At 68.6% G+C, this 12,746-nt stretch carries 9 protein-coding genes; 4 read left to right on the top strand and 5 right to left on the bottom strand.

Translation table 11 applies throughout. From position 1 onward, the window contains the following. Positions 1 to 76 precede the first annotated feature (76 nt). On the top strand, positions 77 to 1,444 hold the full coding sequence (locus AB0436_RS19940) for an L-serine ammonia-lyase (protein WP_366469231.1): 1,368 nt from the start codon (positions 77 to 79) through the stop codon (positions 1,442 to 1,444). A gap of 219 nt (positions 1,445 to 1,663) precedes the next feature. On the opposite strand, the gene AB0436_RS19935 is transcribed toward AB0436_RS19940, so the two are convergent. Both AB0436_RS19935 and AB0436_RS19930 read right to left on the bottom strand, forming a co-directional pair. Beyond that, positions 1,664 to 2,785 (bottom strand): hypothetical protein, encoded by a 1,122-nt coding sequence (locus AB0436_RS19935; protein WP_366469230.1) that lies wholly within the window; start codon positions 2,783 to 2,785, stop codon positions 1,664 to 1,666. Positions 2,786 to 2,895: 110 nt separating this feature from the next. Then, entirely contained in the window at positions 2,896 to 5,334 is a 2,439-nt protein-coding gene (locus tag AB0436_RS19930) for a polysaccharide lyase 8 family protein (RefSeq protein ID WP_366469229.1), read from the bottom strand. A gap of 180 nt (positions 5,335 to 5,514) precedes the next feature. On the opposite strand from AB0436_RS19930, the gene AB0436_RS19925 reads away from it, so the two are divergent. Continuing rightward, positions 5,515 to 6,612 carry a substrate-binding domain-containing protein gene (locus tag AB0436_RS19925; RefSeq protein WP_366469228.1) on the top strand — a complete coding sequence of 366 codons (1,098 nt, stop codon included), beginning with the start codon at positions 5,515 to 5,517 and terminating at the stop codon, positions 6,610 to 6,612. Positions 6,613 to 6,825: 213 nt separating this feature from the next. On the opposite strand, the gene AB0436_RS19920 is transcribed toward AB0436_RS19925, so the two are convergent. Then, positions 6,826 to 8,115 carry a hypothetical protein gene (locus tag AB0436_RS19920; RefSeq protein ID WP_366469227.1) on the bottom strand — a complete coding sequence of 430 codons (1,290 nt, stop codon included), beginning with the start codon at positions 8,113 to 8,115 and terminating at the stop codon, positions 6,826 to 6,828. Between the two features lie 192 nt (positions 8,116 to 8,307). Beyond that, the gene (locus AB0436_RS19915; protein WP_366469226.1) at positions 8,308 to 9,090 is read right to left on the bottom strand and encodes a VOC family protein; all 783 of its coding nucleotides are present in this window, start codon (positions 9,088 to 9,090) and stop codon (positions 8,308 to 8,310) included. A gap of 426 nt (positions 9,091 to 9,516) precedes the next feature. On the opposite strand from AB0436_RS19915, the gene AB0436_RS19910 reads away from it, so the two are divergent. After that, entirely contained in the window at positions 9,517 to 11,187 is a 1,671-nt protein-coding gene (locus tag AB0436_RS19910; RefSeq protein WP_366469225.1) for an APC family permease, read from the top strand. 49 nt (positions 11,188 to 11,236) lie between these two features. Here the strand turns inward: AB0436_RS19910 and AB0436_RS19905 are convergent, their stop codons facing one another. Beyond that, positions 11,237 to 12,250: a DNA topoisomerase IB gene (locus AB0436_RS19905; protein ID WP_366469224.1), complete on the bottom strand. Its 1,014-nt coding sequence runs from the start codon at positions 12,248 to 12,250 to the stop codon at positions 11,237 to 11,239. On the opposite strand from AB0436_RS19905, the gene AB0436_RS19900 reads away from it, so the two are divergent. Next, the gene (locus tag AB0436_RS19900; protein ID WP_366469223.1) at positions 12,250 to 12,738 is read left to right on the top strand and encodes a hypothetical protein; all 489 of its coding nucleotides are present in this window, start codon (positions 12,250 to 12,252) and stop codon (positions 12,736 to 12,738) included. The two genes, AB0436_RS19905 and AB0436_RS19900, sit on opposite strands and share 1 nt — an antisense overlap. Positions 12,739 to 12,746 lie beyond the last annotated feature (8 nt).

The following is a 12,746-nucleotide window of genomic DNA, read 5'->3' as shown; positions in this document are numbered from 1 at the left end:
CGCACCGTGTACTTCGCTCACGCATCTGCACCACCCCGGCAGACAACGGCGTCTACCAACCAGCTAGGAGTTCCCCGTGGCCATCTCGGTCTTCGACCTGTTCTCGATCGGCATCGGCCCGTCCAGCTCCCATACGGTCGGCCCCATGCGGGCCGCCCGGATGTTCGCCCGCCGCCTGAAGAACGAGGGTCTGCTGGCCCACACCGCGTCGGTGCGCGCCGAACTCTTCGGCTCGCTGGGCGCGACCGGCCACGGGCACGGCACCCCGAAGGCGGTGCTCCTCGGTCTGGAGGGCGAGTCGCCCCGCACGGTGGACGTCGAACACGCCGACCAGCGGATCGACGCGATCCGCAGCGACGGCCGCATCAATCTCCTGGGCGCGCACGACATCGCCTTCGACTACGACGCTGACCTGATCCTGCACCGCCGCAAGGCGCTGCCGTACCACGCCAACGGCATGACGGTCTTCGCGCACGACCACGAGGGCGCCCCGCTGCTGGAGAAGACGTACTACTCGGTGGGCGGCGGCTTCGTCGTGGACGAGGACGCTGTCGGCGAGGACCGCATCGTCCTCGACGACACCGTCCTGAAGCACCCCTTCCGCACCGGCGACGAGCTGCTGCGGCTGACCCGCGAGACCGGCCTGTCGATCTCCGCCCTGATGCTCGAGAACGAAATGGCCTGGCGCACCGAGGCCGAGATCCGCGAAGGGCTGCTCGACATCTGGGCGGTCATGCAGTCCTGCGTCTCGCGCGGCATGTCCGGTGAGGGCATACTTCCCGGTGGCCTCAAGGTCCGCCGCCGCGCCGCCCACTCGGCCCGCCAGCTGCGCGCCGAGGGTGAACCTCTGGCCCGGGCCATGGAGTGGATCACCCTCTACGCGATGGCCGTGAACGAGGAGAACGCCGCGGGCGGCCGCGTCGTCACCGCCCCGACCAACGGCGCGGCCGGCATCATCCCCGCCGTACTGCACTACTACATCAACTTCGTGCCCGGCGCCGACGAGGAGGGCGTGGTCCGTTTCCTGCTCTCCGCTGGCGCCATCGGCATGCTCTTCAAGGAGAACGCCTCCATCTCGGGCGCCGAGGTCGGCTGCCAGGGGGAAGTCGGCTCCGCCTGCTCCATGGCGGCCGGCGCGCTGGCCGAGGTACTCGGCGGCTCCCCCGAGCAGGTGGAGAACGCCGCCGAGATCGGCATGGAACACAACCTGGGCCTGACCTGTGACCCGGTCGGCGGCCTGGTCCAGATCCCGTGCATCGAGCGCAACGGCATGGCCGCGGTCAAGGCGGTCACCGCGGCCAGGATGGCGATGCGCGGCGACGGCAGCCACAAGGTGTCCCTGGACAAGGTCATCAAGACCATGAAGGAGACCGGCGCCGACATGTCGGTCAAGTACAAGGAGACCGCGCGGGGCGGGCTCGCGGTGAACATCATCGAGTGCTGAGGAACAGCAGCCCGGGAGTGTGCGGGTGCCGATAAAACATCCGGCCAGGTAGCCGTCGATTCTCGCCGGGCCGCCCGGCTGGACGACCTCCCCGCAGGGACGGCGTAGTGATGTCCGCGGCGCAGCGCGAAGTCGTCGACGGCGAAGTGCCGGACGTTTCCCCGTTGCAGGTGGATCTCCTCGCTCAGCCGGTCCATTCGTCCGTTGGACTTGGTTGGCTCATTGGACGATGACGGCGTAGCGGGTGTCGCTCAGCCCGGTACGAAGGTGGAACAGAGCGGTGCTCCAGGTCTCCGACGACGGGATCGTCAGGATCAGGGCCGTGGTCCAGGTCGCCCCCGGTGCCAGCGACGGGACGTTCCAGTACGTCCAGGTGCCCGTGATGCCCTGGGGCGCTCCGGTGAAGCTCTGCATGGTGGTGGCGGCCGTGGTGGAGCCGGAGGTGTTCTTGATCGTGACGGGGATCGTGGTGGTCGTCCCGTGCGGTACAACGCAGCTGCCGCTGGGGGCTGTTGCGGTGGCCGTCAGCGGACCGCTGCTGGAGGTGCCGGTGATGACGCCCATCTCGTAGGAGTTCTGCAGGACCCAGTTGCAGGCGGAGGAGTCGGAGGCCGACGGTTCCCAGACCACGGCGCCTTCGGTCTTGGACTTGAGCTGATTCATGACGTAGGACCAGGTGCTGCCGGACAGGTAGCCGCCGTTGATCTGCTGGGGATTGATGTAGGGGTAGACGGGCCGGCCGGGGGCGAGGGAGTGGTCATTGGCGATGGCCTGGTCGAGCTGGCTGGACCAGCTGGACTGGGTCTCGCCGCTGTCCCAGTATGCGCGGGGTGCGAAGAAGTCGAACAGGCCGTTCTGATGGAGTTGCTTGATGAGACTGTTGTTCTGGGTGGACCAGTCGTAGCCGTACATGCCGACCGGGGCGGAGGGCACCGCCTCGTGGGTCCAGGTGATGAGCTGCTTCCACAGATTGAACGCGTTGGTGGCGGCCTGCCCGGACAGGGCGGTGAGCACGATGTTCTCGAAGTCCAGCACCACCGGGGAGGACGCGTCGCCCCCGAACTGGCTGACGTACTCCTGGACTGTGGCCTCATACGTGGCTTTGGCGGGCAGGGCCCCGCCGTTGGAGTAGCAGCCCTGGGCGTCGCAGGTGAACTTGAAGGCGTCGTAGACGACGGTGGACTTGACGGCGCCGTACTGCCGCAGTCCGGGCGTGATGGTGTTTCGTTCGTTGGTGTACACCGTGAAGCCGGCCGCGGACGCGGGTGAGGCCAGGGCCGGGATCACGGCGAGCGCGGTGGCCCCCGCGCCCAGGACGGTCTTGCGGAGCGCGCGCCGCACTGTAAGCAGGGCACACAGGGCTGACGGAACCATGCTTCGTCGCATTGTCTCCTCCGGGATTGCCGGGTGAGCGGGCGCGCCCAGTCCCGGCGCGCCCGCGGTCCAGGGGGTCAGCCGAGGCGGACCTTGATCGTTTGGCAGGCGCCGGCGGTGCGGGTGAGGTCGCCGAAGCTGAGCTTCAGCGAGGATCCGGTGGACGCCGCAGTGACGGTGGCGGGCTTGGAGATCACTCCGCTGACTTGTTTGTGCCAAGTGATGTCGAGGCTGGTGGCCTGGCGGGACGGGTCGGAGACGACGACGGTCGCGGTGCCGTCCCGGTTCTCGCGGATCAGGACGGATGCGGGGGCACTCGCTGTGACCGTGTCGACCATACCCGCGGCCCAGAAGTTGACTGCGGTCAGGCCGAGCTTGGGAACGCGAATGCCCTGCTGGCGGCTGCCGTTGGCGATGATCTTCAGCGACTGGATTTCGCCGACGCGGTGGGCCGTGGTCTTCTTGCTGGCGCCGGGCAGCATGAGGTAGGCGTATCCGGCGTCGGTGGGGTCGATGCCGTGGTCGGTGTAGAGGGTCAGGTAGCGACGGGTGATCGGGGTGGTGGGCCCCCCGGTGTTGATGTCGTGCCAGGTACCCGTGCGCTCCTCGCGTACCGCGCTGACCGCAGCGCCGCCGAGGAAGACGTAACCGGCGTGGCCCGCGATATGCGCCCACTTCGCGTCGTCGAAGGTGCGGCTCCAACCCTGCCGGGTGGGCTGGACCTGGCCGTCCACGGTCAGCGTGGGGGCGCCGGCGGTGCCGAGGGCGCGGTTGTCGATGGTGGTTTCGACGGCGTACCCGTCGGTGGCGGTGACGCCCGCGCCGAGGCAGACGATCGAGTCGTCGAGCCAGAACCAGGACTTCCGGGCGCTCATGGTGGACGACAGGCCTTTGAGGTGCTGGCCGGTGGCACCGAATTCGCCGTCAGTGGTGCCGCCCACCCATGCGACGTCGGGACGGCGGGCGCCCCAGTTGCCGCCCTCACCGTCGGCGAGCGGTTTGCGTGATGCGGTGATGCCGGGCAGGCGGTAGGGGTCGACAGTCGGCCAGAAGGCGTCCGAGTACTGTTCCAGGCCGTGGTCGGAGCCCCACCAGGACAGCCAGCCGGAGCCGCTGTGGTAGCCGTGGGCGTTCTCGCCGTTGCCGAACTCGTAGTAGGCGATGCGCCGGGAGGCCATGGAGACGGAGGCGGCCCAGCCGCGACGGCGGTGGGTGGCGCGGTCCATGTTGTGGAAGAGGCGGTGCGCGACCGGCTCGGGGGCGGGCTTTACGGATGTGTCGTCCTGCAGAGACTGCAGCAGGGAAGCCCGCACCAGGCTCAGCCCGGGGCTCTTCAGCGGCGGGGCGTAGTAGTCACGCTGCATCCACCCCTTGACCATGGCGCGCCACCGCGTGTTCTCCTCCGGACTCGCGCCCTGGCCGACCAACAGGATGGAGGCGAGCAGCCCGACCGCCCTGGTGTGGTCGGAGGTGCCTGCGCGGCTGATGCCACGGGCGGAGACGTTGTCCATCATCAGGCCGTTGTAAATGAACGGTGCGATGGCCTTGTCGACGGTGTCGAGGAAGAGCTGGGTGTTGGGGTCGTGCAGCTCCCAGGCCGATCCGCGCAGCAACGCCAGCAGCCGGCCCACGCCATCGTGCAGGACCGCTCCGTAGCCACCGATGTAAGGCACGTAGGTGTGCTGGATGAACGAGCCGTCGTCGTAGAAACCGTCCCCGGAGGTCACATAGGGGAAGACCGGGGCCAGGGACTGCGCGGCCAGCGAGACTTTCGCCGCATTCTCGCCCACCAGGCCGCGCACGACGACACCCCGGCACAGATCGACACGGTTGGCGCCGGTGCTGGTGCCCGTGTACGAGGCGAACACCGAATCCGGGATGAAGTGGTCGACCGCCCGGCAGTAGCGGTCGATCCGGTCGGCGGTCAGGTGGTCGTAGAGCAGCACACAGGTGTCCATCAGCGCCTGCGGCGCGCCGATCTGGAAGTTCCACCAGTTGCCGTATTGCTTGGTGTTCTCGTTGAACACCTGGGTGTTGATGTGGTCGAGACCGGTCAGGACTGCTTGGAGCAGTGTGGCGTCTCCGGTGAGCCCGGTGCCGGGCTGCGCCCACGCCTGGGCCATCGTGTTCAGCCGGGTGTAGCCGGTATTCATGTTCGCGGAGAAGCCGTACGACTGTGCGTCCGTGTCCGGGTCGGGGTCCGCCCAGACCGCATCCGGCCACAGCGAGCCCTGCGCCGGGGCCATGGTGGACAGGAATTCCTGTGCGGACGTACCGAGGTTGGCGAGCAGTGTCCTGAAGGGCTCGGCCGTGGGGCTGAACCCGGTGCCAAGCATCAGATCGCGCCACTTCGTGCGCAGGGCGGCGAACTCGCCGGTGACCGCGTCGTTGGTGGATGAGCCGATGGCAGGCTCCGTGGCTGTGGCCGGCGGCGCGGTGCCGGCCGCGATTCCGACGGCCAGAGCGGTGCCTCCCGTCAGCTGAAGGAACACACGGCGTGGCAAGGCAGAGGTCATGGGAGACAGCCCTTTCGGCTGGAGCGCGCCGTTCCGCCGACGCTGGCCTGATGGGCTGGGTTTCTAGCATGCACGTCGCAAAGCAGGCAACGGTTCGAGCACGAACAGCCAAAATTTGTTCGTACAGAGGGAAACGAACACAATCGATCTATCGCCCAGCTAGACTGCCTCTGAACAGGAGTGTCGTTGCGAGGGGAGTACAGCGTGCACGCGGAGGACAGGCATCAGGCGATTCTGCGTCGCTTGCAAAAGGACGGGGCCCTGAGGGTCACGGATTTCGCTGCTGAACTCGGCGTCTCCCCGGTGACCGTCCGCCGCGACGTGGAGAGCCTGGCCGATCGTGGGCTGGTTGCCCGGGTGCACGGTGGCGCCGTATTTCCCGAGCGCTGGGCGGAGACGGCACCGGCCAACGCCCGCCCGAGCCCCGAGGCACGGAGCCGGGAGCGCCGAGAGCGCCCCGTCGGCATGATCGTCCCGTCCGCGACCTACTACTATCCCGAGGTCATCAAGGGTGCGCGCGAGGCCGCCGCGGCCCACAACATCCGGCTGATCCTGGACATCTCCAACTACCGTGCGGATGTGGAGCGGACGCAGGCCGACCAGATGGTCGCCGACGGGGTCGAAGGACTCCTCATCGTGCCGTCCGAGCCGCAGGGTTGGCACGAAAGCCTGCCGGTACCCACCGTCCTGGTGGAGCGGCGGTCCGATTTCAGCACGGCCGGGGCGCTCGACCATGTGGTCTCCGACCATGTCCATGGCGCACGCATGGCTGTGCGGCACCTGGTCGAGGCTGGGCGGCAGCGTATCGCGCTGCTGGTACGGGGGACCAGTCCGACGGCGCCCCGGGTCGTCGAGGGGTTCGAAGCGGCGGTGCGGGCCGAGGGGCTCGAGGTGCTCCGCCCGGCTTCCGTCTTCGACATCGGCAACTGGCCCCCCGAAAGCCCCGAATACGACTGCCAGTTCAAGCAGCTCCTCGACGCTGCGGCTGACCGTCGGGTCGATGCCGTCGTTGCCCACCCTGACAACGAGGCACTCACGCTGCTCAGGCGCCTGCGTGAACGCTCACTGTCCGCCCCCGACGACGTGGCGATCGTGGCCTACGACGACGAGGTGGCAGCACTCGCGGACACGCCGCTGAGCGCGGTCGCGCCGGCCAAGCACGAAGTCGGCGTGTGCGCGGTGGAGCTGCTGTCGCGCAGGCTGGACAGGCCCGACGGCCCGAGGCACCAGCTCTTCGTCCTCCCCCAGTTGCGTGTGCGCTCATCCAGTAGCACCTGACATACGGCCACCTGGCCACGGCCGTAACGCCGCTGCAAGAGCGTGCGGCAGATCGATTCTGATCGGTTGTCGTTTTACCGCGCAGTCACCGTACCCGTCGTGCTGTCCAGGGTGACCCCCGATCGGCGCGGTGGCGTTCCAGGTGTCGGTGACCGGCTGGTCGGAAGATGGTGAGGTCGGACGGCTCCGTAGGCAGCGCCAGGTCCGGTGTCTTCATCGGTGCTGAGCGGAGCGGAACTGGCCGCACCAGGTGGTGTTTCGCCCGGGCAGGCCGCTGGGCTCGGGCATACACGTGTAAGGGCAGAACAGGCTGTTGATCACCCAGGGATGGCTGTTCGGCCCGAAGTCCCGTGCTGCCGCCTCGTCCTGGGTGATGCCGTAGCCGGCCACGGCGAGCCTTCCGGTACTGCGGAAGCGCCGCATCTGCTCCGTCAGGAAGTTCCGGTTGGCCGCGTACCAGGAGCAGGAGAGCAGGAAGTCGTTCCACTTCTTCTCGCCGAACGGCTGCCGGGTGGCATCCCTGATGACCTGCCAGACAGGAGTGCCGCGCCGGAGGCCGTTGACGGCCGCGAAGTGCGGGTCGACCGAGTCGCTCAGGTGGGCCTTCCAGAGCAGTACCAGGGAGAACTCCGTGGCGAGGAAGCGTTGGTCGGGGCGGAGCCAAGGCAGCACGTAGTCGACGTACTTCTGCGCGTCGGAGGGATCGGCCACGTGCGGGTGGATGTCCACTCCGGCGATGGAGCGGGTCCGGGCGGTGAAGGTCATCCAGCGCCGTGTCTGCGCTGTCCGGTCGGCGGGCTTGTCCAGACCGGTGAGCGCACCCATGTAGATCTTCGTCCGACAGCCCGATGGGAAGTGCTGCTGCCGGTACCGGGCGGTGTGCAGCGCGAGCGTCTCGTAGAAGGTGTTGATGCGAGAGGTGTTGCGGTCCGTCCCCCTCGTCTCGAAGAACGGCTCGTTGCCGATGGTCAGGATGTCGACCTTGCCCATGGTCGCGGCCAGTACCCTGCCCAGCCGGGCGAGCGCGGTCCGCATGGCCGGGCTGCCGGGCACCGGTATCGGCTCGTTCGCGTACTGGAACTTCAGACCCAGGACGGTTCCGTAGCCGCGCGCCGCGGCCCGGAGCAGCTTCGCGAGGCCGGGCTGAGTCGCCGGGTTCCCGTGGCCGGCGTCCGACATGACGTAGAAGCCCCGGATCCAGGTACCTGAGACGGCGGCCGACTCACCGAAGTTGATCCGGTCCAGGTTCTGGTTGACGTTGGCGGCCAGCACACCGGTGGCGGGCGGCGCGATCACCCGGCCCTCGGCACCGGGGCCGGGGTCGGATCCGGAAGATGAGCCGGACGCGGAACTCTTTCCGCCGCCCTTCGCGCTGCTCCCACCCGAGCCGCAGCCCGCCGCCCCCAGCGCCGCCAGCGCGGTGCTGCCGGTCAGGGCGAACAGCCGGCGGCGCGAAGGCTCCCCCTGCCGCTCACCGTCGGATCCCGTGTTGCTCCGCACCATGCGCCTGGCCCGCCTCCCGGTCTGTCCCGTGCACTCATGTGCCCCCAACCGGTGTGGCAGAAGGAGCCCTTGTGCACTGGGACAGTACGACAACCCGCACCGGTCCCCTGCGGCCCCTCCTCATGCGGAGCGCGGAGCATGAACGGCCCGCGCCCCTCCACGTACGGGCCTGAACGCCGAAAGGCCGCCCCGTCAGCCGGCCGGAGGGGTCACGACGGCGAAGCTCGCTCCGCCCTTGTCCCGGGCGACAGCGAACCGGCCGAACGGCGCGTCCTGCGGCTCCACGAGGATCTCGCCGCCCTGCTGCCTGATCGTGGCCACCGACTGGTCGGTGTCGTCGACGCAGAAGTAGGTGTTCCAGAACGACGGCGTGCCCGGGGGGAGCATGCGGGGCTGCGAGCCGATGCCACCGACCGGCCGCCCGTCAACCTTGGCCATGTGGTACTCGGCGATCTCGGACGTGTCCATGCCCTCCGGCTTCTCGTAGGCGTAGCCGAAGACCTGCTGATAGAAGTCGCGGGCGCGGGCCGGGTCGGTGGACAGGTTCTCGTTCCAGACGAACGTGCCGGTTTCGTTGGCCAGCCCCGCGCCGTGCATGCCGGTGCCCTGCCAGAGCCCGAAGGGCGCGCCGGCGGCGTCGGAGGCCACCACCATGCGGCCCTGGCCGGGGACGTCCATCGGCTCGGTCACCACGGCACCGCCCGCGTCCGGGATCTTCTTCGCGATGGCGTCCAGATCGTCCGTCGACAGAAACGTCATCCACGCGGGGTCCCCAGATGTGGACACGTGCGGGCCGATCCCGGCGACCGGTTCCCCGTGGCGCTTCGCGATCTGGTAGTGGCCGAACTCCTCTCCCATGTCGTCGAAGTCCCAGCCGAACACCTGCCCGTAGAAATCCTTGGCTTCGTTGAGATCGGGCGCCGACAGAGTGATCCAACACGGCGTTCCATTGCTGTACTCGGTCATCTTGGGCATGGTCACCCTCCGGGGGCGGTGGCGTTGGGGTGGTTCGTGGGGTTGCGGGAGCGCGGGTGCGAGCCGCCCGTTCAACCAAGGGTCAGGCTCCCGCCACCCGTCGGCCGCGGCAACCGCAGTTGGCCCGCTCGGGTCCGTTCCCCGAGCTCCGGCCCCTGCAGCGCAGCCGTCCGAGTGGACTGAGCCGCGTCCGCGTCGCCCCTGCCGATCCACTCCGGCTTGTACTACGCTCCGCAGGACCGGAGCCGGGCAGACCGGAGCCGGGCAGGACCGGAGCCAGCATGCCGCGCGAGCAGCCGGGCGGCGCTTCTCCTCACCTTTCGCCTGACATGACAGTCACGTTGCTGGGCAGGGGTGGGCTGTGAAAACACGAGAGAAGAAAGCCCCCCAGGAGGCTAGGGCAGAGAGACGACAGGGGTTGGTCTCATGACAACGATTTCCAGGCCTCCCGGAGAGCCTGCGGAAGAGCCCAGACTGCGCCGGGACATGGGCCGGATCAGCCTGTTGTTCGCGGGCGTCGGCTCGATCATCGGCTCGGGCTGGCTGTTCGGAGCGCTGAACGCGGCCCGGGAGGCGGGGCCCGCCTCGGTGTTCTCCTGGGCGATCGCCGCGGTGATGATTCTGCTCATCGGGCTCTGCTATGCGGAGCTGGGCACGATGTTCCCGCTGTCCGGCGGTGTGGTGCGGTTCCCGCACCTGTCGTTCGGATCGTTCGCCAGCTACACCATGGGCTGGATCACCTGGATCGCCGCGGCGACCGTGGCTCCCATCGAGGTGGAGGGAGCTCTGCAGTACGCCACCAAGTGGGCGGACTTCACCGTTTCCCATCCGTCGACCGGTACCCACACGCTCACCGGGCTGGGATACCTCGTGGCGGTCATCGCGATGGCCTGCTTCGTGGCGCTGAACTACTTCGGTATCCGCTGGTTCGCCCGGGTGAACAACGTCCTGGTGTGGTGGAAGCTGGGCGTCATCCTCATGGTGATCGCGGCCTTCTTCGTCACCGCCTTCCACGGCAGCAACTTCTCGACCGCCAGTTTCGGCGGGTTCTCGCCGGGCGGGGCGAAGGGCGTGTTCACCGCCATCTCCACGGCGGGGATCACGTTCTCCTTCCTGGGCTTCCGGCAGGGCGTGGAGCTGGCCGGCGAGACGAGCAATCCGAAGCGGAACGTGCCGTTCGCGATCATCGGTTCGGTGCTGCTCACCGCGGTGATCTACATTCTTCTCGAGGTCGCCTTCATCGGTGCGGTTCCGGGTCATGACCTGAAGTCTTCGGGCGGCTGGCTCAGCCTCTCGTTCGCGAACGACTTCGGCCCGCTGGCAGCGATCGCGAGCGCGATCGGGCTGGGCTGGCTGGCCTACATCCTGTACGTCGATGCGGTGATCTCTCCCGCGGACACCGGCTTGATCTACACCACGGTCACCGCGCGCATCTCCTACGCGATGGGGCAGAACCGGAACGCGCCGGAGGGCCTCACCAAGACGACATCGCGGGGGGCTCCGATGGTGAGCCTGCTCGTCACGTTCGTGCTGGGTCTGATCGTCTTCCTGCCCTTCCCGAGCTGGCAGCAGCTGGTCGGTTTCATCACCTCGGCGACGGTGTTGTCGTTCGGTGCGGGCCCGCTCGTGCTGGCCGCCATGCGACGCCAGATCCCGGACCAGGAGCGACCGTTCCGAGTGCCCGGCGGAGACATCATTCCGTTTCTCGCCCTGTACTCCGCGAATCTGATCGTCTACTGGGCCGGCTGGAAGACCAACTGGAAGCTGTTCGTGACGATCTGCATCGGGTTCGTCTTCCTGGCGATCTTCGAGGCACTCGACAAGGGCCGCTCGCCGAAGATGGACTGGAAAGCGGGCGCGACCTGGGTCGTGCCGTGGCTGGGCGGCCTGGCCATCATCAGCTGGGTGGGCGACTACGACGGCGGGCTGGGCTACATCGGGCTCGGGTGGGGCTTCCTGGTCAACCTGGCGCTCGCGGCGATCGTCTACCTGCTGGCTCTGCGGTCGAAGCTACCGCAGGCCGAGGTGGAGGAGCATGTCGCGGAGGCCCGCAGGGAAGCCCGGATCGAGGAAGATGAGCTGGGAGAAATGATCTAGCCGGGCACTCCCGGTCGGCGGCCCGTCGAGAAGGCGGTACGGATGCGGCTCACCCGAGCAGACTCCGTACCGCCTCTTCGACGGGGCCCTGGGTCGCCGGGCTGCCGTACCTCGCCACCTCGCCGAGGCGTTCGAGGTCCGCCGCGATGGTGCGGCCCTCGTCGAAGAGCTCGAAGAGACGCGGGTTGATGTACGAAGCGCGGCAGACCGCCGGGGTGTTGCCCAGGTAGTCGCTCACCTCCCGCACCACCCGGACGACGGCCCGGCGGCGGGCCGTCCCGGACCGCGCCGCCGCCGGGGCGGACACCGCCAGACCCACCGCCGCCAGCACCGTGGCGTGCCAGGTCCGGAAGTCCTTGGCCGTGATGTCCACGCCCGAGAGCCTGCGCAGACAGTCGTTGAGTTCGGTGCTGCGCACCTCGTGCCAGGCGCGCCCCTCCCAGTACTCGAAGAGCTGATCGCCGCCACCGCGCCGGCGCAGCAACGCCCGCACCGTCTCGTACGCCTGCTCGTCGACCACCGCGCGCACCAGCTGCTTGCCGCCCTTGGCCGGGTAGCAGAATTCGATCTCTCCCCGTCGGCAGAGCGCGTGATCCCGGCGCATCGTCGTCAACCCGTAGGTGTGGTGGTCGCGGGCGTAGCTCTCGTTGCCGACCCGGAAGAAGCCCAGATCCAGCAGACGGGCGGCGCAGGCCAGTACCCGGTCCCTGCCGAGTCCGCGCGCCGACAGGTGAACGGCCACCCGGAGTCTGAGATCCGGCAGAGCGGCCGCGATCTCCCGGACCCGCTCGTGCTTGGCCTGCTCCTGGCGGGCCCGCGCCTCCGGGTGGTAGAGGTACTGCCGTCGTCCGGCGGCGTCCGTGCCGACGGCCTGGAGGTGACCGTTGGGCCAGGGGCAGATCCAGACATCCGTCCAGGCCGGCGGGATGGCGAGGGCCCGCAGGCGGTCCAGCTGGTCCCTGTCGCGGAGCGGGTCTCCCTGCCGGTCGAGATAGCGGAAACCCCGGCCCTGCCGTACCCGCCGCCAGCCCGGTCTGTGAGGATCACTGGATCTCAGTCGCATTGCGGACTCGCCCCTCGGACCGACAAGGACCGACCCGATTCACCAGATCGGACGTCTGCTCACGAGCCTGCGCGACCCGTGATCTCCGACAGGCGTGTGCCCCCGGGCGGCCGGGGCATGCGCCGTCTCTGGCCGAGGCCGAAGCGATCACCGCCACCATCGGTACGGAGTCTGTGGTCACCGCCACCAAGACCATGACGGGTCATCTGCCGGGCGCCCCCGGGGCTTTGGGGGCGATGGCGGCGATCCTGGCGTTGTGGGACGGGGTGGCGCCGATGAACCGCAACGTCCAACGGGTCGACGAGCGGGCCGCGTTGGACGTGGTCACGGGAGAGGCCCGTACCGGGCGGTGGGAAGCCGCGCCGGCGAACTCGTTCGGTTCCGGAAGGCACGACGTGTCGCTCGTCGTCACCACCGAGGGGTGCAACGAGCCCCGCACGTCGGCCGTTAACACGTTCGAGTGCTGGTTCTGCCTTCCGAACGGGTAAGGGGATAC

It is taken from the genome of Streptomyces sp. NPDC051322, assembly GCF_040689485.1.
Taxonomy (GTDB): Bacteria; Actinomycetota; Actinomycetes; order Streptomycetales; family Streptomycetaceae; genus Streptomyces.
Note: the sequence above shows the minus strand (reverse complement) of the source record. Positions and strands in the feature narration are given on the sequence as shown.